Source organism: Tistlia sp., from assembly GCF_040905785.1.
Taxonomy (GTDB): domain Bacteria; phylum Pseudomonadota; class Alphaproteobacteria; order Kiloniellales; family DSM-21159; genus Tistlia.
Map to the genome: position 1 here is coordinate 98,075 of NZ_JBBDQW010000006.1, position 25,401 is coordinate 123,475.

A 25,401-nucleotide genomic window follows, 5' to 3' on the forward strand; every position below is an offset into this window, starting at 1 on the left:
CTGCAAGCCGCCTATGCGCCGAGACGCGCCTTGCTCATCCGCAGCGTCACGATGACGCCGTCGTCGGTCCAGTCGCGGGTGATGGAGCCCCCGATCTGTTTGATCACCCTTGCCGTCAGCTTGCTGCCGAATCCTTCACGACCGTGCGGCGCGTTCGGAGGCGGGCCGCCACTTTCGGCCCAGACCAGTTCCAGCTCGTTCTCCCCTTCATTGCACGACACGTCCAGCCCTCCCTCGGCGGTCGACAGGGCGCCATACTTCGCCGCGTTGGTGGCCAGCTCGTGGACGATCATGGCGAGTGCGGCGATGGAATGTTCGCCCACCAGGACCTCCGGCGCGGAAAGGGCTACGCCTTTTGAGTTCGAGCCATTGTCCGAGTAGGCTTTCAGGAGAACGACGAGGAGATCTCGCAGGGGAACGGCACGTGTCTGTTTGCTGAATGCCGGGTGAATCAGGTCGTGGGCCGCGGACAGGGCGGCCAGGCGACGCGTCAAGTCGCCAGCCATCTCAGTCGCGGTCTCGGTCGACCTCGAGGCGATTCCGGTCAGCGCCGAGGTGAGGCTGAACAGGTTCTTGATCCGGTGCTGCATCTCGCTCGCGATCATTTCCCGCTCTTCTTCCGCGAGCTTGCGAACCGTGACGTCCAGGAACACGCCGAACATGATCCGGCCGACGATGCCTTGATCGTCGCCACGCCCCCGCGCGGAAACCCACCGCACATCGTCACCGTGCAAGATCCGAAAATCCGTTTCGTAGGCGCCGCTCAGGTCCCTTGTGGAGCTGAAGGCTGCCCGAACCTTGTCCAGGTCGGACGGGTGGATACGCTCGGACAGTTCCTCGAAGGTGATGTGATCTCTGGGCGGCACGCCCCAAAGCTCGAAAGCATGCTCGTCCATGGCGATCTTGTCGGTATCGACGTTCCAGGACCACAGCGCCACTCCAGCGGCATCCGTGGCAATGCGCAGTCGTCGCTCGTCCCAAACTGCGTCATCCATGGCTGGCAGTGCCTCTCGGTGTCATAGTTCCTCAATCACATTACATCAGGCGCATAGGTGCGCCACGGCAGGGGGCAGCCAAACGACTGGAAGAGCTGCCGCCACGCCGCGAGAGCCCCGGACAGCAGTAGCAGGTGCGACCGCTCGGTGCTGCGAAATAGCAGATTTCTCCATCGGTCGCCTCGGTCGGGGACTGCGCTACGCGGTCGCGCCCCACGCCCCGGCCTGCCGGAACAGCGTCTCCCGGAAGGCCCTGGCCGCCGGGCCGGGCTGCTCGTCCGTACGGCGCATCAGCCAGACGCGGGCCAGCGATTCGCCTTCCGGGCCGAACTCGGCCGCAGGCACGCGCACGAGCCGCCCTTCCGCCAGGTCGCGCTCCACGATCCAGAGCGGCAGGCTGCCCCAGCCGAGGCCGGCGAGGATCAGCGCGTGCTTGGTGGGATTGTCGCTCACCCGCCAGGTGCCGGGCGAGAGCACGTCGTAGTCACGGCCCTCGGTCAGGGGCGACGGGTCCTCGGCCACGATCTGAAGCTGGTCGGCGAGCTCCGCCGCCGTGACCGGCTCGCGGCTGGCGGCTCGCCGGGCCAAGGGATGGCCCGCGGCGACTACCGCGGCCCTCGGCACGAGGGCGAGCGCCTGCCGCTCGATCTGCGGGTCCGGGATGTCGACGCTGCTGATCGCCAAGGCGCAGCGCCGCTGCCGCAGGGCATGCACGGCTTCCCCCAGCGAGGCCGTGAAGATCCGCACCGCGACCGACGGATAGGCCTCGTGCAGCTCCTTCAGCGCCGCGGTGGCGAGCCCGATCGGAAACTGCGGGTCGAGGGCGATCGTGAAGCCGAGCTCGAGGCCCTCCCCGAGGCCCCGCGCCCGCGCCCGCATCGTATCCACCTTGAGCAAGACGGCGCGCACGTCGGCGAGCAGCGAGCGGCCCTCCGGCGTCAGGGCGGGCCGATGCGCCGAGCGGTCGAAGAGGCTGACCCCGAGCTCCGCCTCCAGCTTGGCGATCGCGTGGCTGACCGCCGACTGAACCCGCGAGAGACGCGCAGCCGCCGCCCGGAAGCTGCCCGTCTCCGCGACGGCCACGAAAGTGCGCATCTGGTCGAGCGTGAGGGCGTCCAACATGATCGATCTCATAGATCGGATTGAGCGATTTTTTCTCAGTTACGCCGATCGGCCTCGACTGTCATCTGCTTCTCGAACGGCGCAGTCGGCGCCGAAGGAGAAGCGCAACGCGCGCGGCGAACGTTCGACGCGCCCTGCTGGAAGATGACAGATGACCAAGGTTCTCGTGCTCTACTACTCCTCCTACGGCCATATCGAGGCCATGGCCAAGGCCCTCGCCGAAGGCGCGAGGCAGGCCGACGCGGCGGTCACCGTGAAGCGGGTGCCGGAGCTGGTGCCCGAGGAGATCGCCAGGAAATCCGGCTATCGCCTCGACCAGGAGGCGCCCGTCGCGACCGTCGCCGAGTTGGCCGACCACGACGCCATCGTCATCGGCACGCCGACCCGCTTCGGCAACATGGCGAGCCAGATGAAGAACTTCCTCGACCAGGCCGGCGGCCTGTGGTTCGAGGACAAGCTGGTCGGCAAGGTCGGCAGCGTCTTCACCTCCACCGGCAGCCAGCACGGCGGCCAGGAATCGACCATCCTCTCCACCCACGTCGTGCTGCTGCACCTGGGCATGGTGATCGTCGGCCTGCCCTACAGCTTCAAGGGCCAGATGCGCATGGACGAGGTCACCGGCGGCTCGCCCTACGGCGCCTCGACGCTGGCGGAGGACGAGAACCAGAGCGACCGCCAGCCGAGCGCCAACGAGTTGGAGGGCGCGCGCTTCCAGGGCCGGCACGTGGCCGAGATCGCCAGGGCGATGGCGCTCGGCCGCAGGCAGCCGGTACCGGAGCCCGCCGGTTGAACGGAGGCCACGCCCTGCCATCCAGCTCGGCCTGGCCCGCCGTCTTCCTGATCCTTGGCGCCGGCGTCGTGTCGGCCTTCCAGGTCGGCAAGGCGCCCTTGGCGCTCTCGGCCGTGCAGGACGAGCTGGGGCTCAGCCTCGCCACCGCCTCCTGGCTGAACTCGGCTTTCGCCCTCATTGGGGCTGTCGCCGGCGCGCCGATCGGGCTGGCCGTCGACCGCATCGGGGCCAAGCGGATGGCGGTCGCGGGCCTGCTCCTTATGGCCGCCGGCTCCGCGCTGGGGGCGGTCGCGAGCGGACCGGCCGTCCTGCTCGGCACGCGGGTGATCGAGGGACTGGGCTTCCTGGGGCTCATCGTGGCCGCGCCGGTCATGGTCGTCGCGGTGGCTCCGCTTGAGATCCGGGACCGGGCGATGGCGCTCTGGGCGAGCTTCATGCCCGTCGGCATGACGATCGTCCTGCTCGCAGCGCCGCTGCTGAGCCTGCTCACCTGGCGGGGTTTCTGGACGCTCAACGCGGTGATCCTTTTCGGCTACGCGGCGCTCCTGGCCCTGACCCTGGAGCTGCCGCCGAGCCGCCGGGACAGGCATCCACCGATACGCCAGGACATCGGCAGCGCCCTGAGAGCGCCAGGACCGTGGATCCTCGGCGGGCTTTTCGCGGCATTCGCGACCGGCTTCTTCGCCCTCTTCGGCTTTCTCCCCTCCTATCTCTCCGAGCGGCTCGGGATCGGCCTCGAAGCCGCGAGCCTGCTGAGCGCGGCAGCGATCGCGGCCAGCGGCCTCGGCAACCTCGCCTGCGGGCAGCTCCTGGCGCGCGGGGCCCGGCCGGTGCGCCTTCTCGCCGCGAGCTTCGGCATCCTGGCGATCTGCGGCGCCGGCGCGTTCGCCGCGCCCGTCCCGGGCGCGGCGGTCGTCGCCCTGTGCGTCGTCTTCGCCTTCGCCAGCGGCCTCGTCCCGGTCGTGATATTCTTCAGCGCTCCCCTCTACGCCCCCACTCCGGCGCTGGTCGGGGCGACGCTCGGGTTCGCCATGCAGGGCAACAACGTCGGCCTGCTCCTCGGTCCCGCCGCATCGGGCGCGATCGCCGCTGCCTTCGGCTGGCCGGCCGTCTCCCTCCTGATCGCCGCGATCTGCCTGCTTGCGGCCCTGCCGATCGTCGCCTATCGGGTGTTCGGCAGGCGGCGGAGCGGCCAGGGCGCTGGCGGCCCTGCCGGCGCTTTCGGCGGGGCAGTCAGGAAGCCCTCCGGCGCAGGGTCCGAAGCTTTAGGGCTTGGGCGACGATCAGGGGCGCCAGGCTGCCGCCGATGAGCAGAGCCCAGCCCTCGGCGCTCGGTGGCATGGCGCCGAGCACCGGGCTCAGGACCGGCAGGTAGCCGCGGCCAGCATCAGCGCGACGCCGATGGCGATGGCGATTCAGACGTACTTGTTGCCGGTGATCTCGTTCCGGAACAGCGGCGAGTCCGGGCCGCGCATGTTGAACACGTGTCAGAGACGCGCGAAGGCGAAGGTCAGGAACGAGACCGTCACCGCCTCCTCCTGGCTCGCTCCCTGCCCCAGCGCATAGAAGAACACGGCCAGGACCGAGCCGCCGATCAACAGGCCGTACCCGCCGATGACCGCCCAGATCCGGCGGGTCAGGATCGGCTCCTTCGGATCGCGGGCCGGCGTTTCGCCCTCGGGGCCGAACTCGGCGGCGGGCTCGCGCACGAGCCGCCCGTTCGCCAAGCCGCGCCACGAGCGCGACCCGTGAGTTGACAACATTCACGTCAGCTACTAGTTAGTGATAGATAACTAACTAGGACGGTTCCGATGCGCGTCCGGAAAACTGCGGAAGCTCGCAAGGCGGAAATCATCGATGCCACGCTGCGCCTCGCCGACGAGCTTGGCCCTGAGCGGCTGACGACCGAGGCTGTTGCCAACGCCGTGGGCCTCACCCAGCCAGGCATATTCCGGCATTTCCCGAAAAAACAGGACTTGTGGGAAGCCGTCGCGGGCCGCGTCGGCGCGATGATGGAGGCGCGCTGGTCCAAGGCGCAGAGCCCGGATGCCGCGCCGATCGACCAAATTCGCGCGCTGATCGCCGGGCAATTGCGGCTGATCCAGTCCACACCGGCGATCCCGGCGATCCTGTTTTCGCGGGAGCTGCACACCAAGAACAAGGGGCTGCGCACAGCCTTTTTCGGCCTCCTGAGCCGCTTCCACCAGATGATTGCCGATCTGGTGGCGCGTGCTTGCGAACGAGGCGAATTGCATGGCGATCTTAATCCCGACGATGCGGCCTTCCTCATCGTCGGCCTGGTCCAGGGGCTGGCTGTCAGATGGTCTATCAGCGGGCGCTGCTTCGACCTGACCGAGGAAGGTTGCCGCCTCCTTGATGTTCAATTGAGCGGGTTCGCGTGTGAACGCGCGGCGGCGCGCAAGGAAGCGAAGTCATGAGAAAGCGGATTGCCCGGTATTTGCTTGCGTTGCTCGGGATCGGGGCGGCGGGAGCCGCTGTATTTCTGTTCATCTTCATGCGCCCGCTGCCGGTCGAGGTGGCGCGGCCTGCCGAAGGCGTGCCGGTACAGGTCTTCGGTCTTGGCACGGTCGAGGCGCGCATCCTCTCGAAGCTTGGATTCGAGGTCGGCGCGGCGCTCGTCGAGCTGAACGCCGACCATGGTGACCGGGTAAGGCAGGGTGATGTTCTGGCGCGGTTGCACGACGGCGAACAGCAAGCCCGCGTCGCCAAGGCGATGGCCGGGCTGGTCAACGCCGAAGCGGCGGTCCGAATGGCGCAGGCCGCTGTCGGCAAGGCACGTGCGGTGCTGGCCCAAAAGAAGCTGACGAACGAGCGCAAACAGGCGCTCTTGTCCCGGCAGACGGTCTCGGTGGAGTCCGCCGAGGAAGCGCAAATGGAAGTGGATGTGGCTGCCGCCGACCTGGCCGTGGCGGCCAGCGACGTCGATGTCGCGAAGGCCGCCCTCCAAGACGCAAACGCGCAATATCAATTGGAGACGGTGCTCCTCGATCATCATGTCCTGAAAGCTCCCTATGACGCGATCGTGGTGGAACGTCACAAGGAGCTGGGCTCGGTCCTGAGCCCAGGTGAGGCGCTGTTCACCCTGGTCGCCCCGGAAACGGTCTGGGCGCTTGCCTATGTCGATGAGGCGCGTGCTGGCGGTATCAAGGTGGGCCAGCCCGCCGAAGTGCGCTTGCGGTCCCTGCCACGACAGATGTTCCAGGGTCATGTGAGCCGAATCGCCATCGAAAGCGACCGGGTGAGCGAGGAACGCCGCGTCTATATTGCCTGCGACCGCTGCCCAGAGCGCTTCCACCTTGGCGAACAGGCAGAGGTCTTCATCAGGACCGCCGTGCTCGACAAAGCGCTGCTGGTGCCGGAGACGGTTGTCGAGAGCTTTGACGGAACCAAAGGCGTGGTCTGGACTGTCGAGGACGGCGAGCTGCGCCGCCGCGAAACGACCTTTGGCGTCCGGACACTCGATTCCCGCCTCGAGATTACCGGCGATTTGCCCGACGGCGCCCAAGTCGTGACCACGCTTCGTCCGGGGCTACGCGAAGGCCGTGCGGCCAAGGTGACGGAGGAGGCCGCGCCATGAACCTGGCCTATCGGGATATCCGGCACAATCTCGGGCGCTTCCTGCTCACCTGCTTCGGGCTGAGCCTCCTGCTAGGCGTGGTCCTGTCGATGATCGGCATCTACCGGGGCCTGGTCGAGGACGCGCTGACGCTGGTCCGCACCCCTGCGGTCGATGTCTGGGTGGTCGAGTCCGGCACGCGCGGCCCGTTCGCGGAATCGTCGCGAATTCCTGGCGACACTCGCGAAGCGATCGCCCGCCTCCAGGGCGTCGGCGCGGCGGGCAGCGTCACCTATCAATCCGTCGAGACGCCCCACCGGGGCGAGAAGCTCCGGCTTTATGTCGTCGGCTATGAGCCGGGACGTCCCGGCGGTCCCGACCGGATCGGGACCGGGCGGCCCATTGCCCGCAGCCATTACGAAATGGTGGCCGATCAGCGTTCCGGGTTGTCGCCCGGCGACCGGGTAGAGCTGGGCCGCAACACCTTCACGGTCGTCGGCCTGACCGACGGACAGGTGTCTTCGGGCGGCGATCCGGTGATCTACATCACGCTTCTGGATTCCCAGGAACTGCAATTCGAGCTGGCCCCGCCTGCCGCGCGGCGGGAGGTCGCACGCGGTAACGGTCCCGGCGGCACGGACACGATCAACGCGGTCGTCGCCCGTGTCCTGCCCAATACCCCACCTGAAAGCGTGGCGGAAGCTGCGCGCCGTTGGAAGCACCTCTCGGCGATGACACAAGCCGGGCAGGAAACGATCCTGACGCGCTCGGTCGTCGAGCGGGCGCGCCAGCAGATTGGACTGTTCACGTCCCTGCTCCTGATTGTCTCGGCCGTCATCATTGCGCTGATCCTCTACACCATGACCATGGACAAGATTCGAGAGATCGCCACGCTGAAGCTGATCGGCGCACCGGATCGCACCATTATCAGCCTGATTATGCAGCAGGCTCTTGCTATGGGCGTGATCGGGTTTGGATTTGGCGCGCTCCTGATTACGGCGATCAAGGATTATTTTCCGCGCCGTGTCGTGCTCCAACCGGAGGACGGCCTCGCTCTGGCGGGAATCGTGATCCTGGTCTGCATCCTTTCCAGCGGCCTCGGCGTCCGGCTCGCGCTCAAGGTCGATCCGGCAACGGCCTTGGGAGGCTGATCATGAACAGCTCGGCCGAGAAAGAGCCGCTTGTTCATGTTCGCAATGTCTCGAAACATTTCGGCGAAGGCGACACGCGCGTCGATGCCCTGCGTAATGTCAGCCTGGAAGTCCACCCCGGTCAGGTTGTCGCACTGCTTGGCCCGAGCGGATCAGGCAAGACGACGCTCCTGAACGTCATCGGCTGCATCCTGGAGCCGAACAACGGTTGGATCAGTCTCGACGGCGAAGTGGTCTATGACGGGCGCTGGCTGCGCTCCGATTTGCGCAAGCTGCGCCTCGAAAAGGTCGGGTTCATTTTCCAGTCCCACAACCTGCTGCCCTTCCTCAACAGCACCGACAATGTGGCCGTGGTCCTCAATCTGGCGGGATACGACACGGTGGAATCCAAGAAGCGCGCGATCGAGCTTCTGGACTATCTGGAGGTCGGACACCGCAAGGAAGCCATGCCCGCCAATCTGTCGGGCGGCGAGGCCCAGCGGGTCGCGATTGCGCGCGCGCTGGCCAACCGGCCCCGGATCATCCTTGCCGACGAACCCACGGCGGCACTCGACTCACAACGTGCGGGGATCGTGATGGATTTATTGCGCAAGGTCGCCGTTGAGCAGGAGGCAGCGATCCTCGCCGTAACACATGATGAAAAAATCTTTGATCGCTTTGACCACATCTTCTACCTGCGGGACGGCAGGCTGGAAGCGGAAAATGCATAAGCCGAGGGAGGAACTCCTATGCCTGGAATACACCCAACGAACCGTTTGGTTATACCCGTGCTTGCGATCCTCGCTTTCGGTGAACGCACGAGCAGCGGCTGAGGCTGCGCAGCGGCGGGGGCGGTTTCCCTGGATAGGGTGGCGAGAGACAGCTTCCTGCGCGTGAAGCAGCAGATCGCGGCCGCCGAGGCCTCGCTCGCCGGAACGAAGGGGTCTGCGTGAAGGTCGCGAGCTTCGAGGGCGAGGACCGGGCGCGCAGGTCGCTTTCGCCAGGCGGAGAAGCCGCGCGGTGAGCCTGGGCCGATCCGGGCCCCTGCCCTGCGATCGCCCGGCCTAGGACCGGCAGTCGATGCGCAGGACGTAGCTGCGCGCGCTTTCGAGGAGCGGGTCGCCGCGCTGGGGCGGGGCCTCGGTGCTCACCTGCGGGGCTACGCCGAAGGCGGTCAGGAACTCGACCAGCCGGCGGGCCGGCAGCGCGAGGCCGCCGGCCGGCGGCAGCTCGCCGGTCGCGGCGTAGGTCTTCACCTGGTCGCGCTTGGCGCTGACCATGCCGACGACACGGCCCGACTCGTCGAGCAGCGGCGAGCCGCTGCCGCCCTGGCTGACGTCGCCGCGGAACCAGAGCGCCTGCCCGCCCCCGCCCATTGCCCCGCCCACTGCCCCGGCCATCGCGTCGGACTCGGCGACCACGGAAGACAGCAGGGCCTCGCGGCGCGCCAGCCCCTGGGCGGGGTAGCCGACGACGCTGAGCGGTGCCGCCGCGGCCGGGCGCGGCGGCCCGGCAAAGCGCGCGTGGGGCCCCCGCGTTCCGGTCGCGAGCAGCGCCATGTCGAGCTGGGGGTGCAGGGCCAGCAGCCTGGCCTCGCCCAGGCTGGCGCCGTCCTGCACCAGGTCGAGCCGGCGGCAGCCTTCGACGACGTGGCGGTTGGTCAGCACGTGGCCCTGGCTGTCGACGCGGAAGCCCGTGCCCGTCCGCACCGGCCGGGCCTGGGGCTGGCGGGTCGGCGATCCCGAACGCTGCAGCCGCTGTAGCCGCTGCTCGCGGATCTCGGCGCGCCGCGCCTCGGCCTCCTCGGGTGTCAGCACGCGGCCCTGGCACTGCCAAGGCAGGGCTCGCAATACGACCTGCCGCGCGCTATCCAGGCAGTCGACGAGGGCCGAGGCGCCCGCCTCGGCCGGAGCGCCGGCCAGGAGCGCCGGCAAGGCGAGCGCCAGCAGCGCGAAGGAGAGCCGGAGCCGTGGCGCAGGCAAGGAGTACCTCCCGGGCAGATGGGCCGGCAGCGTCGGGTGCTCCGGCCGGCCTTTCCGCATGACGCGCACAGCATGACGCGCCTCGCCTTCGATTGCGAGCCTCTGGTCGGCGAAGCCTACCGGCGCTCCGGCTGGGACCGGCTGGCCGGACAGGCCGGCTCCTTCTTCCAGACGCCGCTGTGGGTCGAGTCCTGGCTCGACCACCGGCCGCCGGACAGCCGGATCCGGCTGTGTCGGCTCGGCGAGCCGGCGGCGCCGCGGGCCCTCGCCCTGCTCGGCCGGCGTCGGGTCCGCCTCGCCGGCGGCCTGCCCCTGCCGCTGCACTCAGCCAGCCTGATGGAAAGCGGCGATCCTGCCTACGACCGCCTGACGGTCGAGTTCAACGCGCCGCTGACTGCCGACCGCGAGGCGCTCGAGGCCTTTCTCGACCGGCTGGTCGAGGCGACGCGCGGCGACTACGAGCTGCTGGTCGCGCGCTGCCGGCCGGAGCTGGCCGAGCGGCTGCGCGCCGCCGCCTTGCGCCAGGGGCGCGGCTTCCGGGTCTACCGCCGCGCGCTCGGATGGCTCTGTGACCTGCCGCCGGCGACCGGCGGCTGCTACCTGGACCGCCTGGGACGTAACACCCGCCAAGCCGTTCGGCGGACCCGGCGCCGGCTCGAGGCCGAGGGTCCGGTCGTGCTGGAGGAAGCCGCCGACGCGGCGCAGGCGCTGGCCTTCTTCGGCGAGCTGCGCCGCCTGCACGACCGCACCTGGCTTGCGCGCGGCGACCCGGGCGGCTTCGCCACACCGCGGCTCGTCGCCTTCCACGAGCAGCTGATCGCGCGCGGTTGCCCCGGCTCGGTGCAGCTGCTCGCCCTGCGCGCGGGCGCCCGCGCGCTCGGGTACCTCTACAACTTCCGGCACCGGGACCGCGTCTACCAGTACCAAGTCGGCTTCGACTATCCGGCCGACGGCAGCCTCAACCTGGGCCTGCTGGCCCATGTCCTGGCCGCCGAGCACTACCGCAGCCGCGGCGCCGCGGCCTACGACCTGCTCGCCGGCGACGCCCGCTACAAGCGCCAGCTGGCGAGCCGCAGCTACGAGCTGCTGTCCTGCAGGGTCGCCAGCGCCGGCCTGCTGGGTCGGCTGTAAGCACAGCGGTTGGTACCGTCGGCTGACTTTACAGGACAGGCCTTCTTTCAGGGGGCTGGCGCAGCCCTCGCCAGCCGGACACCTTGAAGGCCGCAGTTTTGCTCGCTTCTCCCGCCCCGCCGGAAACTGGCACGCCACTTGCGTCTCCAGGATCCAGGGTTGGGGCCCAAAGGGAGCTTAGTAATGAATTTGACATACAGTTTCGCTGTGACCACCAGGAAGGCGACGCTGCCTCTGGTCGCCGCGGCGGCCGTCGCCATGCTGCTCGGCGCGGCACCCGAGGCGAAGGCCTCGGCCATCGCCTACTCGAACCTGGGGATCGCCAACTTCCAGGTCTTCAACAGCGCCGGCGACCAGTACGACGCCAGCGACTTCACGAACCTGGCCGTCGGCAACTACACCAACGCCAACGCCAATCTCGACGGCTCCGGCATCAGCGACGACGACCTGAGCGGCGGCGCCAGCGACGTGCCGCTGCAGTGCCTGGGCGCCGGTTGCGCCGGGATCGGCCAGAACGACTTCTCGCAGCAGGCGGGCGGCGTCTTCTCGCGCGGCGATGCCAACCTCGACGGCGCGATCATCACCGGCCTCGGCGGCGCTTCTTCCGCGACCGCCAACACGGTCGGCGAGCTGCGGATCGACTCCTCGACCGCTTCGAATGGCGCGACGGTCGGAACGACGACCGACTTCGCCTTCGCCCTCCAGACTAGCGACACCATCACCTTCGAGTTCGACGCGACCCCGTACCTCGACGTGGCGCTGGCGGACGGCACCGGCCAGACGCAGGCCAGCATCGCCTTCAGCATCACGATCTCGGACGAGACCGGTCTCGAGGTGTGGTCCTGGGCGCCGAACGGCTCGACCGACCTCGGCAACGGCGAGAGCTCCGATCCCTTCTCGCTGAACACCAGCCGCGGCCAGCTGACCGAGGGCCAGAAGCTCTACAACCCCGGCACCGGCGCCTTCTCGGCGACCAGCGTTATGCTCGCCGGCGGCCAAGTCTACACGCTCTCGATCGCCCATGAGAGCGAGACCAGCGGCAGCTTCACGGCCGTGCCCGAGCCCGCCACCCTGCTGATGCTCGGTGCCGGTCTGCTCGGCCTGGGCGTCGCCGGACGGCGTCGCAAGGCATAAGCAGGCAGAACAAGAAGTTCTGCCCGTTGCGAGCCCGGACGGCAGGTAGCCGTCCGGGCTCGTCCCGTTTCGGGGCAAGTGTAAGCAGGGTGATCGGCGGCGTCGGCTGACTTTACAGGGCCCGCCCTCTTTCCGGGGGGGCTGCGGTAGCCCTCGCCAGCCGGGCGTCTTGAAAGGCCGCAGTTTTGCTCGCTTCCTCCACCCTATCGGAAACTGGCACGTTGTTTGCTTCTCTAGGGACAGGATTGGGGCCAAAGGGAGCTGAGTAATGAATACGACACACAACTTCGCTGTGACCGCCAGGAAGGCGACGCTGCCTCTGGTCGCCGCGGCGGCCGTCGCCATGCTGCTCGGCGCGGCACCCGAGGCGAAGGCCTCGGCCATCGCCTACTCGAACCTGGGGATCGCCAACTTCCAGGTCTTCAACAGCGCCGGCGACCAGTACGACGCCAGCGACTTCACGAACCTGGCCGTCGGCAACTACACCAACGCCAACGCCAATCTCGACGGCTCCGGCATCAGCGACGACGACCTGAGCGGCGGCGCCAGCGACGTGCCGCTGCAGTGCCTGGGCGCCGGTTGCGCCGGGATCGGCCAGAACGACTTCTCGCAGCAGGCGGGCGGCGTCTTCTCGCGCGGCGATGCCAACCTCGACGGCGCGATCATCACCGGCCTCGGCGGCGCTTCTTCCGCGACCGCCAACACGGTCGGCGAGCTGCGGATCGACTCCTCGACCGCTTCGAATGGCGCGACGGTCGGAACGACGACCGACTTCGCCTTCGCCCTCCAGACTAGCGACACCATCACCTTCGAGTTCGACGCGACCCCGTACCTCGACGTGGCGCTGGCGGACGGCACCGGCCAGACGCAGGCCAGCATCGCCTTCAGCATCACGATCTCGGACGAGACCGGTCTCGAGGTGTGGTCCTGGGCGCCGAACGGCTCGACCGACCTCGGCAACGGCGAGAGCTCCGATCCCTTCTCGCTGAACACCAGCCGCGGCCAGCTGACCGAGGGCCAGAAGCTCTACAACCCCGGCACCGGCGCCTTCTCGGCGACCAGCGTTATGCTCGCCGGCGGCCAAGTCTACACGCTCTCGATCGCCCATGAGAGCGAGACCAGCGGCAGCTTCACGGCCGTGCCCGAGCCCGCCACCCTGCTGATGCTCGGTGCCGGTCTGCTCGGCCTGGGCGTCGCCGGACGGCGTCGCAAGGCATAAGCAGGCAGAACAAGAAGTTCTGCCCGCTGCGGGCCCGGACGGCAGGTAGCCGTCCGGGCTCGTCTTTTTTTGGGGGCAAGGCCCCCTCGCGGACCGCGGCCTCCCGCTGCCGCAAGCAGGAGCTTCGGCGTCAAGTCTGCTGACAGTTCGTATCGGCGCGTGACCGGGCCCGCCTTCTTCTCGAACCGGGCGACAGGCGCGCGCCGCGAACCGGCCGGCGCTCCGCCAGAAAGCCGATCATCATGGCTGTTGACCTCTCGGTTGCACTCAAGCGCTGGACCGCGGTCGTCGGCCAGGACCGCGTCTTCGCCGACGAGGCCACGCTCGATCGCTATGCCGCCTCGACCCTGCCGCGGGCGCCGCGGCCGCTCGCCGTGCTGCGGCCGCGCAACCGCGAGGAAGTCGTCGGCTGCGTAGCCGCCGCCCGCCGCTCGGGCATCCCGCTCTATCCGATCAGCCGGGGCAAGAACTGGGGCTACGGCGACGCCTGCCCGGTGCGCGAGGGCCAGGTCGTGCTGGATCTCTCGGGCATGGACCGCATCCTCGAGGTCGACCAGACCCTCGCCTACGCGGTGATCGAGCCGGGCGTGACCCAGGGCCAGCTCGCCGAGCGGCTGGAGGCCCTCGGCGGCGCGCTCTGGCTCGACAGTACCGGCGCCGGTCCCGACACCAGCATCGCCGGCAACATCCTGGACCGTGGCTTCGGCCATACGCCCTACGGCAACCGGCCCCAGTTCGTCTGCGGCCTGGAGGTGGTGACCGGCACCGGCGAGGTGCTGCGCACAGGCCTCGGCCACTATCCGGCGGCGCGCGCGGCGGCGACCTTCCCCTACGGCATCGGGCCGAGCCTCGACGGCCTGTTCCTGCAGTCGAACTTCGGCATCGTCACGCGGCTCTGCGTCTGGCTGATGCCGCGGCCCGAGGCCTATGCGTTGTTCGTCTGCAGCCTGCCCCGCGACGAGGACCTGCCGCGGGCTGTCGATACCCTGCGCGGCCTCAAGCTCGACGGCACCCTGCGCAGCGTCGTGCACGTCGGCAACGACCTGCGCCTCATCTCCAGCGGCCGCACGGCGGCCTCTCTGGGCGCCGAAGGCGGCGCACTCAGCACGGCGCAGCGCGAGGCCCTGCGCCGTGCGGCCGGGATCGGCGCCTGGACCTTCGCCGGCGGCCTCTACGGCGATCCCGGGCAGGTCGGGGCCGCCCTGCGCCGGCTGCGCCGCAGCTTCCGGCCGCACGGCTGGCAGATGAACGTCGTGACCTCGCGCCGGCTCGACCTGGCCGACCGGGTACTGCCGCTGGCCGGCCGCTTCCGCTTCGGCCGTCAAGCCCTTGGCAAGCTGCGCGCCGTGCGCGGCCTCTTCAACCTGAACCGCGGCATGCCGAGCCGGCAGTTCCTTGCCGGCGCCTACTGGAAGCGCCGCCAGGGGCTGCCCGAGGATTTCCCGGCGCGCGCCGACCCTGCCCTCGACAACTGCGGCATGCTCTGGCTTTCGCCGGTGATGCCGATGACCGGCGAGCAGGCCAGGGAATTGCTGGCGCTCGTCGAGCCGCTGTTCGCCGAGCACGGCTTCGACTTCTTCGTCACCTTCAGCACGGTCAACGAGCGGACCCTGGCCGCGGTCATGACCATCGCCTTCGACAAGGAGAACGAGGACGAGCGGCGTCGGGCCGAGGCCTGCTACGAGAGCTGCTTCGGCGCGCTGATGCGCGCCGGCTTCATCCCCTACCGCGTCGGCATCCAGTCCATGGCCGACCTGGCCGGCGGCTCGCAGGGCTACTGGCCGCTGGTCGCGAAGCTGCGCACGGCGCTGGATCCCGACGGTGTCGTCGCTCCCGGGCGATACCAGCCGGACTTGCCGGCGCCGGAGGCCTGATCAGGCCAGCGCCACGCCGCGCGTCGCCGCCGGGCCGCCGGCGAGGTCGCGCCAGAAGCCGCCCACCCCAGCCGAGTCGGTCGCCGTCTCGGGCGAGAGGCTGCCGCGGTCGGTGACGATGTTCCACAGGTCGCGGCGCTTGGCTCGCATGCCCTGCAGCAGTGCGGCGATCTCGGTGCAGCAGGGCTGGCGCCGGCCGTGGTACTCCACGATCGGCCCGAGCTTGGTGAATTGCATGCCCATGCGTCCCAGCAGGCGCAGCAGCGCGGGCTCGACGACCAGGGTCCAGTGGGTGATGCCCTGCTCCAGGCTCAGCATCAACAGGCCGCGGATCAGGCCGAGGATGGTGTAGGGCGCCAGCCGACCCTCGGTTTCGTCGGTGTCCGCGCTCCTGCGGCAGGCCGCCTGGATGCGTGCGCGGGCGGCGGTGGAGAGGCAGAAGCGCGAAACCTCGGCGGTCGAGGCCGCCGGCAGCAGGTCCTCGTCGAACAGCCGTGGGTCTCGGCAGATCTGCTGGATCGGCCAGGAGGCGCCGAGCTTGAGGGGGTTCGGACGGATCAGCCGCGCCGTGCCGACCGGGATGCCGGTCTCCCGGTGCCGCAGCAGGCAGTGGAGAGAACGCCCGTCGAAGGCGTCGCACTCGAGACCGAGCGGGTTCACCGCCGGATCCTCGAAGCCCTTCTCCAGGCAGTAGACCTGGTAGCGTAGCGCAAAGGCCTCGACGGAAGTCTCGCGGGTGCACGCCGGCGAGACCTCGTAGGCCTGGTCGTAGAGCCGCCAAAGCGGGCGCTGCTCGGCCGCCGCCGGCCGTTCGATGTGGATTGCGTCCTTCGGAAGGAATGCCTGCTGCATCATTCTGACCCCCCTTCTGCCGCCGCTACTCCGACGGGCTGCTGCTGCGCGGAAAAATCTGTTGTCGGCACGGCACCAGGCTCGCAGAATTCGCGTCTGAATCCGGTCACTGCAGGGTGCCGGGGAACCGGAGCCGGTTCCCGTCGTTAAAGATGCGGGATACTTCGTTCCCGAACGGTTAAGGTCGCGGGAGAATGGGGCGCACTGATGGCGCCCGACGCTCGATTCAAGGCAATACGGGCACGATTACCCGTGCGGATTATGCGGTTTGCTTGCATTGGCGCCCGGCGGCGGCGCGCTCAGCGAGGTCCCACGCTCCTTCTTGACGTGCCGCGTTCCGTCGAGTCTACGCCGCGCAGCCCATCGCGCGGTGGGGAGCGCCCATTGCATTGCGATACCAGGCGGGAGGCGACTCCGGCTAAGCGCCGACCGCTCTCAGCCTCGCGTCGGCGGCGCGCCCCAGCAGGTAGCCGGCCGCCAGGCCGCTCAAGTTCGCAGCCACGTCGAGCAGGCTCGCTTCGCGGGCCGGAATGAGCAACTGGACCGCCTCGGCGGCGGCGATGCCGGCGGCGGTCAGGGCGATTCCCCAGAAGGCGAAGCGGCCGCGCGCCGAGCCGAGCCGGCAGAGCAGTCCCAGGCCGAGCGAGACGACGAAGTGGGTGAGGACGGCGCCCGGACCCCACTTCGGCCCCGGGGCCGAGGGAGCGACACTGCCGTAGACGAAGGCGATCATCGCCAGGACGAGCAGAGTCCGGAACAGCGTGACCCGCAGCCGCAGCCTACGTTCGGGATCCACCATGCCTCGCCGCCCTCCTCGTGATGATCGATGCCGCCGGCCGCGGCCGGCCCTTCCACAACGCCACTGAGAGGAAGTGGATGCATCGCGCGGCGAGTGGGCGCAGGCCGCAGGGACTCACCTGACACGCGCGATTCGTGGCATGGAAATTGCGTAGTTGTGGAGGCTCCTTGCGTCCCGCAACCTTCTTCGGAGTCTGATTCCTCATCATGCTGCGTGCCGCTCTCCTCGCTCCGCTCGCCCTGGTCCTTTCGACGGGCCTGTGCGCGGCAGGCCCGATCCCGCCGACCTTCGACTATTCCTGGCGCTTCTCCGGCGTGGTCACTGAGGTCGCCGAGGCGCCCGCGCCCGACGTCTACTACGCGCCCTTCCTGGGGGTCGGCGATCGTATCGAGGGCCGAGTCAGCGTCAATTTGCCGGCGGGCACCGATACCTCGGGCCCGATCATGCTGCCAGTCGAGGAGATCCACGCCCAGGGCGGCCTTTTCGAGGCCAGCTTCACCGCCCGCGCGGACTTCGACCCTTCCCGCCCGAGGGCTGGGCTCATGGACTTCCAGTTCTCCGGCGCGTACGACGGCTACGTCAGCTTCCTCGGCTCGACCGGCACCCTGCTCGACGTCGGGGGCTATGCCGAGCAGGGCTATGCTGGCGGTCCCTTCGCGCAGTTCCGGTGGGGTCCGACTGGAAACCAGATCCAGCAGCTCGCCAACGACCAGGGTCAGAGCGTACCCTCCCACTTCTTCACCTACGAGTGGGAGGCCGAGCTCGTCCGACCGTGGCAGATTCCAGAGCCTTCGGCCGGACTGCTCTACGCCTCCGGCCTTGCGCTGCTGGCCGCGTCGCTGGGGGTCCGCAGGAGGCGCGCCGGCCACTAGGGCGCGCCAGCGCCCATCCGCCCGCCCCTGCCAGCCAGGGTGGGGTTGATACTGTCAGTTATTTCGTGACCCGGGGATCGATTGCGTAAACGCTTTCGACACACCTGGGTGCTATGCTTTTTCCAGGAAGCCCGGAACCCGGAGCGCATGCTCCACGTTTGCCGGGAGACGGTCGCCTGCGTTCAACTGCAGGTAAGTACTTTCGTTTCTTGAAAATCGCTTTCTCGAGGTGCTGAACTTGTTTCTTGTGACAGGTGGCTGCGGCTTCATCGGGTCCCATCTGGTCGAGGAGCTTCTGGCGCTGGGCAAGAGCGTCCGCGTGCTGGACGACCTGTCGACGGGTCGCCGTGACAACGTCCCTGCCTCGGTCGAGGTCATCGTCGGCGATGTCTGCGATCAGGCGGCTCTCGCCCGCGCGTGCCAGGGGGTGGAGGGCTGCTTCCACCTCGCGGCGGTCGCCTCCGTGCAGCGCTGCAACGAGCAGTGGCTGTCGTCGCACTGCACCAATCTCAGCGCCTTCGTCGACCTGCTCGATCTCGCACGCCCACGGCGCGGCGACTTCCCTGTGGTTTTCGCCTCCTCCGCTGCGGTCTATGGCATGCCGGAGCAGCTGCCGCTGGCAGAAACCGCCCGAACCGAGCCGCTGTCCGCCTACGGCGCCGACAAGCTCGGCTGCGAATTGCACGCGCGCGCCGGCGCCGCGGTACACGGCACGCGCAGCGTCGGGCTGCGCTTCTTCAATGTGTACGGCCCCCGGCAGGATCCCTCCTCGCCCTACTCCGGGGTCATCTCTATCTTCGCGAACCGCGTCGTGGCGGGGGAGCCCGTCACCCTCTTCGGCGACGGCCTGCAGAGCCGCGACTTCGTCTACGTCAAGGACGTGGTGGGGGCGCTGCTGGCCTCCATGGACCGCGCGGCGGGCAGCAAGGAGCCGCTGTTCGAATCGGTCAACGTCTGCACCGGCCGGGGCACCACGGTGGCCGGCCTGGCAAAGGCGCTGATGGCCGTAGCCGGCGGCGAGGTCGAGATTCACTTCCGGCCGGCACGCGCCGGCGACATCCGCGAGTCGGTTGGCAATCCCGTGAAGATGTCCAGCCTGCTCGGCCTCGGCCGGACCACCGAGCTCGAGACCGGCCTCGCCGCCCTGCTCGCCAGCATCGACCCCGGTACCCGAGCGGGGGCGGCGGGCGAAGAGAGGTGGCTCGCCCGCGGCCACCCCGCGGTCTCCCGCCTTTCAGCCGAACGGCGCAAGCGCGGCTTCAACGGCAGACCGGCCGCCGAGGCGGCCGAGGGCTAGCTCACGGCCTGCCTCGCGGCCTCGATTCCGCCGCGGCTTCCGTCGTCACACCTGACACTCACGCCGAGGCCGCACGCAAAGGAAGGGCCCCGGTCGGGGCCCTTCCTCATTTGTGGCGGTTGCGGAGCGGCGAACGCCCTGCCCGGCCTGGAAGACCGCTACTGCGGGCGGTTCTCCAGCTCGCTGCGCAGCTCGCGGGCGGCTTCTGCGTCCGCGAAGTCCGCCTCCTCCGTGTCGATCTCCTCGAGAACCGCCAGGGCGTCCGCAGTCTTGCCGTTCTTCGCCAGGGCGAAGGCCAGGTGGTAGGCGACGGCCGGGTCGGCCGGCGCGTTGCCGGCGGCCTGGCGCAGGAGCGCCTCCCCTTCCTCGAGCTCGCCGCGCTGCACCAGGATCCAGCCCAGGGTGTCCGCGACCTGCGGCGAATCCGGCGCCATGCCCAGCGCCCGGCGCGCCAGCTCCTCGGCTCCGGCCATGCCGGTGGTCGAGCGGAGCCATGCGAGGTTGTTGAGCAGGGTCACGTTGTCCGGCGCCCCCGGCAGCGCGGCCGTCAGGATGGCCTCGGCCTCTTCGTAGGCCTCGCGGGTGATCAGCTGGTTGGCCAGCAGCAGCGCCGGGCCCGCCTCCTGCGGGTGCTCCGCTACCCACTGCCGCAGCAGCTCCTCCGCGCGCTGAACGTCACCCGCTTGGAAGCGCGCTATGAAACGCTCCTGGACAGTCTCCGGCGAGGGCTCGGCGACCTGCTCGAGAATATCCGCCGCCTCCGCCACCTCACCCTTGCGCGCCGCGACGTGGGCCCGCAGCCGCGCGTGCAGCTCCGGATCGGTCTCGGCGGCCGCCGCCAGCAGCGGGTCGAGGGCGGCCTCCTTGCCGTCGTTGAGGTAGAGGTCGACCAGCAGACGGTTGGCGAGGAAGTTCTCCGGGCGCGCCTCGACCAGCGCCTCGGCCGCCCGCTCGGCACCGGCCTGGTCCTTGGCGCCGATGCGCGCCTGGATCAGCAGCTCGATCGGCTGGGTGGAGGTTCCGTCGGACAGCTCCCGCAGCCGCTCGAAGCGGACGGCGGCGGCCTCGAAGGACTCGGCCTGCAGCAATGCCCGTCCGGCCTGGAGATGGCCCTGGGGATCGTCCGGCAGGCGCTCGGCCAGCCGCTCGGCCGCGGCTTCGGCGGCCGGTCGGTCCTCGGCCCGGACCGCCAGGGTGATGGCGGCGACCAGCAGCTCGCGCCGCTCCGGATGCGCATCGATGGCCTGCTCGACGAGCGCCCTGGCCTCCTCGATGCGGTCGCGCTGGGCGAGGAAGGCGGCGTGGTGCAGCACGGCCAGCGGGTCGTTCGGATTGCGCTCGAGATAGGCCTTCTGCCGCTCCTCGATCGCTTCCAGGTCGCCGGCACGCAGGTCGAGCCGGTCCAGGTTCTGGTGCGCGGCACGGAAGGAGGGTTCGATCTCCAGGGCCTTCTCGAGCTCGGCCCGCGCCGCCTCGCTCTGGCCGCGAACCAGGAACACGCCGGCCAGGGTGTTGTGAGCGACCGGGCTGTCCGGGTGTGCCTCGACCAGCGCCCGCGCACCGCGCTCGGCTGCCTCCAACTCGCCCAGCTGCAGGTCGTTGAGAATCAGCGCCAATTCGTTGGCGAGATCCTGCCCCTCGACCTCCAGCTCGCCGGAGCCGGCGTCGAGGACGTCGGCGAGCGAGCGTGCCTGGGCCGAGAGACGCGGGTCCGGGGACTGCGCCAGCTCGCGCAGCGTCACGGTCGCGGCGTCGGAATCGCCGCTGCGCATCTGCGCGGTGGCGAGCAGCCGCAGGAGGCCCGAATCCTGCGGCAGGCGCTGCCTTGCTTCGGTCAGGACCTCGACCGCACGTTCCGGCTGGTCCGAGCGCAGCAGGGTCGCGGCCAGGAGCCGGATCGCGACAATATTATTGGGATCGTTCCCCAGGTAGCGTTCGACCAGCGTACGCGCCTGGGCGTGGCGGCCGACCTGGTACTTGACCATGGCGGTCAGGAACTGCGCGGGAGCGTAGTTCCTCAGCTGGTCGCCGAGCTGGTCGAGGATCTGCTCGGCGCCGGCGAAGTCCTTGCGGGCGGTCAGCAGGGCGGCCTGCAGATAGCGCGGCTCGATCGCCTCGGGATCGGCCGCGAGAAGCGGCGCGAGGGTTTCCTCCGCCTCCTGAAGCCGGCCCTGGCGCAGGGCGACCTCCGCGAACAGCAGGCGCGGTGCGGTGCTGCCGGGCGCGAGCGCCTCGGCACGCTTGGCGAACTCGGCGGCATCGTCGTGGCGCTGCTGGGAGAGCGCCACCTGGGCCCGGATCAGCCAGGCACCCGGCGCGTCGGGAGCGACCTCCGTCGCCTCCAGGGCGAAGCGCGCCGCCTCCTCGGGCTGCTTGCGGGCCAGCGCCGTGCGGGCCCCCAGCACCGAGACGCGGACGTCGGTCAGGCGCTGGCCGCGCAGGTCCTCGACGATCTCGGCCGCGACGTCGGGACGCTCCAGCCCGAGGTTGGCCTCGGCGCGCAGCATCTGGGCCTCGTAGGCCAGCTCCTGGTCCGAGATCTGGCTCGGCAGGCCGCGCAGCACGCCCTCGTAGTCGCGCAGACCGAAGCGCGCACGCGCCAGCAGCAGAGCCGCCTCCTGATCGTCGGGCTGTGCCTGGAGCAGGCGCGCGAGCTCCTTCTCGGCCGGCTCGAAGTGGCCGGCGCCGAGATACAGCTGGCCGAGCAGTCGCCGTGCGGCGAGGTTCTCCGGGTCGGCCTGGAGCGCGTTGCGCAGCTGGATCAGGGCGGCGTTGCCGTCACCCTGCTCGAGCCGCTCCACGGCGTCGTCCAGAAATTCTTGCGATTCCGGCGAAGCGGCGGTCGCGATGCCGGGCAGCCCGGCCGCGCCGGCTGCGAGCAGCAGGCCGGCGAGCAGGCCGGCGGCGGCCTGCTTGGTCCGGCGGCGCGACGATCGTGGCGCCTGCAGGCACGGATGCTGCAGCCCTGTCCCGGTGGTCATGCCAAACTCCCTGTCTCTTCTGTTTCGGTGGATGCGTCGCCGGCCGGGCTCTCCCGGTTGCGCATGAGGTAGTAGAGCGTCGGCCGGCTCACTTCCAAAAGCTTCGCCGCTTGGGAGATGTTCCCGCCCGCGCGCTCCAGCGCGGCCTCGACGAGCCGTGTGTCGACCATCTCCCGCGCCTCGCGTAGCGTCATCAGGCGGTCGCCGACGCTGAGCGGCGGGAGGGCGTGCGGATCGGCGGTGCCCTCCGCCTCTGCCGGCGCGACCGCGGCGAGGTCGAGATCCTCAGCCGTGACGGTCGACCCCTGGGCGAGGATGGCGGCCCGCTTGGTGCGGTTGGCGACCTCGCGGACATTGCCCGGCCAGTCGTAGCGGCGGATCGCGGCCGTGGCGTCGGCGCCCAGGCGCAGCGAGCGCAGCGAGTTCTCGCGGCAGAAGCGGTCGAGAAAGTCCTGGGCCAGCAGCACGGCGTCCTCGCCGCGGTCGCGCAGGGGCGGAATCTCGATCGCGATCTCGCTGATCCGGTAGTAGAGGTCCTCGCGGAAGGTCTCCGCCTCGATCAGCCTGGCCAGGTCGCGGTGGGTCGCCGTGACGATCCGCAGGTCGACGCTGATCGTCTTGCGGCCGCCGACGCGCTCGAACTGCCGCTCCTGGACGAAGCGCAGCATCTTCGCCTGCAGCGCAAGCGGCATGTCGCCGATCTCGTCCAGGAACAGCGTGCCGCCGTGGGCCTGCTCGATGCGGCCGACGACCTGGCGATGGGCGCTGGTGAAGGCGCCCTTCTCGTGACCGAAGAGCTCCGACTCGAGCAGCTGCTCCGGAATTGCCGCGCAGTTGATGGCGATGAAGGGGCCGTCGCGACGCTGGCTCGCCCGGTGCAGGCCCTGCGCGAGCAACTCCTTGCCGGTGCCGCTGTCGCCGCGCAGCAGGACGCTGGCGTCGGTGGTCGCGACCTTCTCGATGGTCCGGCAGACCTGCTCCATGCGCGGGTTGGCGGTCAGCAGGTCAAACAGCTCGCCGGTATGCGACTTCAGGAGACGGCGGTTCTCCTCCTCGAGCTCCCAGATGTGGAAGGCGCGGCGCACGATCAGGTCGAGAACGTCGGTGTCGACCGGCTTGGAATAGAAGTCGTAGGCGCCCTCAGAGACCGCCCGCACCGCGTTCTCGCGGTGTTCGTTGCCGCTGACGACAATGACCTTGGTGCGCGGCGCCAGGGTGTGGATCTCCTCGAGCGCGCGAAAGCCCTCGCTGGCGCCGTCGCCGTCGGGCGGCAGCCCGAGGTCGAGCAGCTCGACCTGCGGATCGTGCTGCCGGACCGCGGCCACCGCCGCCTCGCGGTCGATGGCGGTCACGACCTCGTAGTCGTCGAGCGCCCACTTGATCCCCTTGAGGATGCCGGGGTCGTCGTCGACGACCAGGATCTTGGCCTTACTCTCGCTCATGGATGAAAGAGGTTCCCCCTTGCGCTTCCGGAGTCCGCCTGAGCCTGGATCCGAGGCGCGGCGGAGGTGTCCGCCTGCCCGAGCGGCAGGCGGATGCTGACCACGGTGCCGGCCCCAGGCGAAGACGCGACCTCGAGCGTCCCGCTCCAGCCCTCGACCAGCTCCCGGCACTGGTACATGCCAAGCCCGAAGCCCCCTGGCTTGGTCGAGGCGAAGGGCTGGAAGAGCTGCTTGCGGACGAACTCCTCAGTCATGCCGCAGCCCTGGTCCTCGACGCGAAGAAGCGCCCGGTCGCCGTCCCGCCCGATGCGGAGCACCACCGGCTGCGCGTCGGCGCTGGCCTCCGCCGCGTTGACCAACAGATTATCGAGAACCGCCGTGAAGCCCGTGGGTTCCACCGAGACGTGAATCCCCTGCACCTCCGCCACCACGAGGACACGGTCGCGGCCGCCGCGGCGGCGCGCAGCCTCCTCGACGATCGGCGCCAGCTCGACCTGGTGGGCCGCTGCGTCGGGCGCGTCCGCATCGACCTGGTTCAGGCGCACCAGGGTCGAGCGCATCTTCTCGACCGAAAGCGCGACCGTCTCCAGGACGTCGGCCTGGAACTCAGGATTCGAGCCGTGCTTCTTGGCCTGCTGGAGCATCACCGAGAGCTGGCTGGTCACGTTCTTCAGGTCGTGGGCGACGAAGCTGAAGCCCTTGCTGATGCGCTGGAAGCGCTGCGCCTCCAGCAGCGCGCGCGTGGTCTGCTCTTCGGCGATGAAGCTTGCCACCTGGTCGGCGAGAACCGCCAGCAGCGCCCGGTCCTCCCAGGTCAGCGCCTTGGGCACCCGCGGGTTGGCCAGCACCATCGCGCCGAGCTGCTTGCCGTGGACCGTCGAGATCGGCACCAGCAGCCAGGCGCCGGGCAGCGCCTTGCGCACCTGCTCGAGCGCGGGCGACAGGGGGTCCCGCCGCAGGTCGACGACCTCCGGCTTCTGGCGCAGCTCCTCGCCGACCTCGCCCGGCAGTGCCAGCATGACCAGGGCCGAGCGCCAGAAATGCCGCGCCGCCAGATAGAGGGTCTGGGAGCGGTCGGTCAGGTAGAGGCAGCCGCTCGAGCAGTTCAGGGGCTCGGCCATGCTGCGGATCGCCCGCTCGTAGAGCGGCGTGACCTCGTCGTCCTGCCCGCTGATCGTGCGGACGAAGCGGAGCCACTCCTTCCTGTAGTCGTAGTGGAAGCTGAAGAAGTAGCGCTCGGCGAGACTGCGCAGCCGCGCCCGCATCTGGTTCGAGGCGAGCAATGCCGCCAGGCCGATGAGTGCGGCCGACAGCCAGGCGAGCTGGAGCATCGGCCCCCAGGACAGGCCGATCTCGCGCACCAGGTAGCCGCTGAGCGCGATCGCGATCAGGTAGGCGCCGCAGATCATCAGCGTCCAGGTGTGCAGCACGAAGTCGCGCGAGATCGAGACGTCGAAGGACAGTCCCCGGACGCGTACCGCCGAGACCAGCAGCAGGGGCAATGCCACGGCGTTGACCAGCGGCCGGCTGAGATAGGCGACCTCGCCGAGCTGGCGGAGCAGCAGGCCGTCGGAATAGAGGAACAGGTCGTAGGCGAAGATCGCGCCGCCGGCGCCGATCAGCAGGTGCTTGGTCGCCCAGCGGGTGTTGCGATCGCCGGCCGAGAAGATGTTCTCGACCAGGAGCAGCCCGGCCACGGCCGCGGCGATCGCCCAGATCATGAAGCCAAGCGTCACGGCCGCGAAGGGATGCGTCCCCTCGCCGGGCAGCGGCAGGGGGGCCGGCTGGGCGGTCCAGCTCTGCCAGGCGACCAGCCCGAGACCGGCCGTGAAGAGCGCCGCCACGATCAGGTAGGCCCGGTGTCGCCCGAATCCCCTGCGGCCGCCGCCGCCGGTGACCAGCTCCAGGATGACGCCGAGCGCGAGCAACCACAGGCTGCTGCGCACCACCTCCGCTACCGGCAGGCTCCAGGCCGGCAGAAGGTCGGGACGGGCGGTCTCCGCGATCACCACGCCGGCCCAGGCGGCGGTTCCGCCGGCGGCCAGAAGCAGGCCGACGCCGGCGCGCTGTCCGCCCCAGCCGAGCAGCAGGACGAGCCACAGGACGCCGAAGCCGAGCGCCGCGGCCGCATGGGTCCAGATCGCTATCCCCGGGTCGTGCATCGTCGACAGGGTATCGTCCCGCTCCCCCTCGTCCGCCCTGCC

The 25,401-nt window shown here is 69.6% G+C and carries 21 protein-coding genes; 12 read left to right on the top strand and 9 right to left on the bottom strand.

The features are described from left to right. Nucleotides 1-11: 11 nt before the first annotated feature. Entirely contained in the window at nt 12-995 is a 984-nt protein-coding gene (locus WD341_RS01900; protein WP_368423715.1) for a sensor histidine kinase, read from the bottom strand. Nucleotides 996-1,193: 198 nt separating this feature from the next. Then, nucleotides 1,194-2,117, bottom strand: coding sequence for a LysR family transcriptional regulator (locus WD341_RS01905; protein ID WP_368423716.1), 924 nt, complete (start codon nt 2,115-2,117; stop codon nt 1,194-1,196). A gap of 151 nt (nt 2,118-2,268) precedes the next feature. On the opposite strand from WD341_RS01905, the gene wrbA reads away from it, so the two are divergent. Both wrbA and WD341_RS01915 read left to right on the top strand, forming a co-directional pair. Further along, nucleotides 2,269-2,907, top strand: coding sequence for an NAD(P)H:quinone oxidoreductase (gene wrbA / locus WD341_RS01910; protein ID WP_368423717.1), 639 nt, complete (start codon nt 2,269-2,271; stop codon nt 2,905-2,907). After that, complete coding sequence (locus tag WD341_RS01915; RefSeq protein WP_368423718.1) at nt 2,904-4,217, top strand: MFS transporter; 1,314 nt, start codon at nt 2,904-2,906, stop codon at nt 4,215-4,217. Before wrbA ends, WD341_RS01915 begins: the two co-directional genes overlap by 4 nt. Before the next feature lie 177 nt (nt 4,218-4,394). Here WD341_RS01915 and WD341_RS01920 read toward each other — a convergent pair whose 3' ends face one another. Then, nucleotides 4,395-4,616: a cation transporting ATPase C-terminal domain-containing protein gene (locus WD341_RS01920; RefSeq protein ID WP_368423719.1), complete on the bottom strand. Its 222-nt coding sequence runs from the start codon at nt 4,614-4,616 to the stop codon at nt 4,395-4,397. Between the two features lie 102 nt (nt 4,617-4,718). Between WD341_RS01920 and WD341_RS01925 the strand changes: the two genes are divergently transcribed. The 4 genes from WD341_RS01925 to WD341_RS01940 are packed head-to-tail and all read left to right on the top strand — an operon-like array spanning nt 4,719 to nt 8,345. Continuing rightward, nucleotides 4,719-5,345 carry a TetR/AcrR family transcriptional regulator gene (locus tag WD341_RS01925; protein ID WP_368423720.1) on the top strand — a complete coding sequence of 209 codons (627 nt, stop codon included), beginning with the start codon at nt 4,719-4,721 and terminating at the stop codon, nt 5,343-5,345. Continuing rightward, entirely contained in the window at nt 5,342-6,505 is a 1,164-nt protein-coding gene (locus tag WD341_RS01930) for an efflux RND transporter periplasmic adaptor subunit (RefSeq protein ID WP_368423721.1), read from the top strand. The genes WD341_RS01925 and WD341_RS01930 overlap by 4 nt, the downstream gene beginning before the upstream one ends. After that, a complete protein-coding gene (locus WD341_RS01935; RefSeq protein WP_368423722.1) occupies nt 6,502-7,635 on the top strand; it encodes an ABC transporter permease in 1,134 nt (377 codons plus the stop codon). The genes WD341_RS01930 and WD341_RS01935 overlap by 4 nt, the downstream gene beginning before the upstream one ends. Before the next feature lie 2 nt (nt 7,636-7,637). Then, nucleotides 7,638-8,345, top strand: coding sequence for an ABC transporter ATP-binding protein (locus WD341_RS01940; RefSeq protein WP_368423723.1), 708 nt, complete (start codon nt 7,638-7,640; stop codon nt 8,343-8,345). Nucleotides 8,346-8,678: 333 nt separating this feature from the next. Here WD341_RS01940 and WD341_RS01945 read toward each other — a convergent pair whose 3' ends face one another. Then, nucleotides 8,679-9,596 carry a serine protease gene (locus WD341_RS01945; RefSeq protein ID WP_368423724.1) on the bottom strand — a complete coding sequence of 306 codons (918 nt, stop codon included), beginning with the start codon at nt 9,594-9,596 and terminating at the stop codon, nt 8,679-8,681. A 72-nt stretch (nt 9,597-9,668) separates the two neighbouring features. On the opposite strand from WD341_RS01945, the gene WD341_RS01950 reads away from it, so the two are divergent. The 4 genes from WD341_RS01950 to WD341_RS01965 all read left to right on the top strand — a co-directional run bounded on the left by WD341_RS01950 (nt 9,669) and on the right by WD341_RS01965 (nt 14,954). Beyond that, a complete protein-coding gene (locus WD341_RS01950; RefSeq protein ID WP_368423725.1) occupies nt 9,669-10,727 on the top strand; it encodes a GNAT family N-acetyltransferase in 1,059 nt (352 codons plus the stop codon). Between the two features lie 183 nt (nt 10,728-10,910). After that, on the top strand, nt 10,911-11,861 hold the full coding sequence (locus tag WD341_RS01955) for an EDSAP-1 family PEP-CTERM protein (RefSeq protein WP_368423726.1): 951 nt from the start codon (nt 10,911-10,913) through the stop codon (nt 11,859-11,861). A gap of 268 nt (nt 11,862-12,129) precedes the next feature. Further along, nucleotides 12,130-13,080, top strand: coding sequence for an EDSAP-1 family PEP-CTERM protein (locus tag WD341_RS01960; RefSeq protein ID WP_368423727.1), 951 nt, complete (start codon nt 12,130-12,132; stop codon nt 13,078-13,080). 242 nt (nt 13,081-13,322) lie between these two features. Beyond that, nucleotides 13,323-14,954, top strand: coding sequence for an FAD-binding oxidoreductase (locus tag WD341_RS01965; protein ID WP_368423728.1), 1,632 nt, complete (start codon nt 13,323-13,325; stop codon nt 14,952-14,954). Here the strand turns inward: WD341_RS01965 and WD341_RS01970 are convergent, their stop codons facing one another. Continuing rightward, entirely contained in the window at nt 14,955-15,809 is an 855-nt protein-coding gene (locus WD341_RS01970; RefSeq protein ID WP_368423729.1) for a PEP-CTERM/exosortase system-associated acyltransferase, read from the bottom strand. A gap of 415 nt (nt 15,810-16,224) precedes the next feature. Then, complete coding sequence (locus tag WD341_RS01975) at nt 16,225-16,605, bottom strand: hypothetical protein (RefSeq protein ID WP_368423730.1); 381 nt, start codon at nt 16,603-16,605, stop codon at nt 16,225-16,227. Nucleotides 16,606-16,811: 206 nt separating this feature from the next. On the opposite strand from WD341_RS01975, the gene WD341_RS01980 reads away from it, so the two are divergent. Both WD341_RS01980 and WD341_RS01985 read left to right on the top strand, forming a co-directional pair. Beyond that, nucleotides 16,812-17,477 (top strand): hypothetical protein, encoded by a 666-nt coding sequence (locus WD341_RS01980; protein ID WP_368423731.1) that lies wholly within the window; start codon nt 16,812-16,814, stop codon nt 17,475-17,477. Nucleotides 17,478-17,724: 247 nt separating this feature from the next. Then, entirely contained in the window at nt 17,725-18,774 is a 1,050-nt protein-coding gene (locus WD341_RS01985) for an NAD-dependent epimerase/dehydratase family protein (protein ID WP_368423798.1), read from the top strand. 158 nt (nt 18,775-18,932) lie between these two features. On the opposite strand, the gene prsT is transcribed toward WD341_RS01985, so the two are convergent. From prsT to prsK, 3 genes are read right to left on the bottom strand one after another with little or no spacing between them, the layout of a single operon-like run. After that, complete coding sequence (prsT, locus tag WD341_RS01990) at nt 18,933-21,755, bottom strand: XrtA/PEP-CTERM system TPR-repeat protein PrsT (RefSeq protein WP_368423732.1); 2,823 nt, start codon at nt 21,753-21,755, stop codon at nt 18,933-18,935. Beyond that, complete coding sequence (gene prsR, locus WD341_RS01995; protein WP_368423733.1) at nt 21,752-23,197, bottom strand: PEP-CTERM-box response regulator transcription factor; 1,446 nt, start codon at nt 23,195-23,197, stop codon at nt 21,752-21,754. The genes prsT and prsR overlap by 4 nt, the downstream gene beginning before the upstream one ends. Further along, entirely contained in the window at nt 23,194-25,359 is a 2,166-nt protein-coding gene (gene prsK, locus WD341_RS02000) for an XrtA/PEP-CTERM system histidine kinase PrsK (protein ID WP_368423734.1), read from the bottom strand. The genes prsR and prsK overlap by 4 nt, the downstream gene beginning before the upstream one ends. Between the last annotated feature and the right edge of the window lie 42 nt (nt 25,360-25,401).

Bases quoted from the DNA above. Each gene is read 5' to 3' on its own strand.
- WD341_RS01900 (WP_368423715.1), bottom strand. From the start codon at position 995: ATGGATGACGCAGTTTGGGACGAGCGACGACTGCGCATTGCCACGGAT.
- WD341_RS01905 (WP_368423716.1), bottom strand. From the start codon at position 2,117: ATGTTGGACGCCCTCACGCTCGACCAGATGCGCACTTTCGTGGCCGTC.
- wrbA (WP_368423717.1), top strand. From the start codon at position 2,269: ATGACCAAGGTTCTCGTGCTCTACTACTCCTCCTACGGCCATATCGAG.
- WD341_RS01925 (WP_368423720.1), top strand. From the start codon at position 4,719: ATGCGCGTCCGGAAAACTGCGGAAGCTCGCAAGGCGGAAATCATCGAT.
- WD341_RS01930 (WP_368423721.1), top strand. From the start codon at position 5,342: ATGAGAAAGCGGATTGCCCGGTATTTGCTTGCGTTGCTCGGGATCGGG.
- WD341_RS01935 (WP_368423722.1), top strand. From the start codon at position 6,502: ATGAACCTGGCCTATCGGGATATCCGGCACAATCTCGGGCGCTTCCTG.
- WD341_RS01940 (WP_368423723.1), top strand. From the start codon at position 7,638: ATGAACAGCTCGGCCGAGAAAGAGCCGCTTGTTCATGTTCGCAATGTC.
- WD341_RS01950 (WP_368423725.1), top strand. From the start codon at position 9,669: ATGACGCGCCTCGCCTTCGATTGCGAGCCTCTGGTCGGCGAAGCCTAC.
- WD341_RS01955 (WP_368423726.1), top strand. From the start codon at position 10,911: ATGAATTTGACATACAGTTTCGCTGTGACCACCAGGAAGGCGACGCTG.
- WD341_RS01960 (WP_368423727.1), top strand. From the start codon at position 12,130: ATGAATACGACACACAACTTCGCTGTGACCGCCAGGAAGGCGACGCTG.
- WD341_RS01965 (WP_368423728.1), top strand. From the start codon at position 13,323: ATGGCTGTTGACCTCTCGGTTGCACTCAAGCGCTGGACCGCGGTCGTC.
- WD341_RS01970 (WP_368423729.1), bottom strand. From the start codon at position 15,809: ATGATGCAGCAGGCATTCCTTCCGAAGGACGCAATCCACATCGAACGG.
- WD341_RS01975 (WP_368423730.1), bottom strand. From the start codon at position 16,605: ATGGTGGATCCCGAACGTAGGCTGCGGCTGCGGGTCACGCTGTTCCGG.
- WD341_RS01980 (WP_368423731.1), top strand. From the start codon at position 16,812: ATGCTGCGTGCCGCTCTCCTCGCTCCGCTCGCCCTGGTCCTTTCGACG.
- prsT (WP_368423732.1), bottom strand. From the start codon at position 21,755: ATGACCACCGGGACAGGGCTGCAGCATCCGTGCCTGCAGGCGCCACGA.
- prsR (WP_368423733.1), bottom strand. From the start codon at position 23,197: ATGAGCGAGAGTAAGGCCAAGATCCTGGTCGTCGACGACGACCCCGGC.
- prsK (WP_368423734.1), bottom strand. From the start codon at position 25,359: ATGCACGACCCGGGGATAGCGATCTGGACCCATGCGGCCGCGGCGCTC.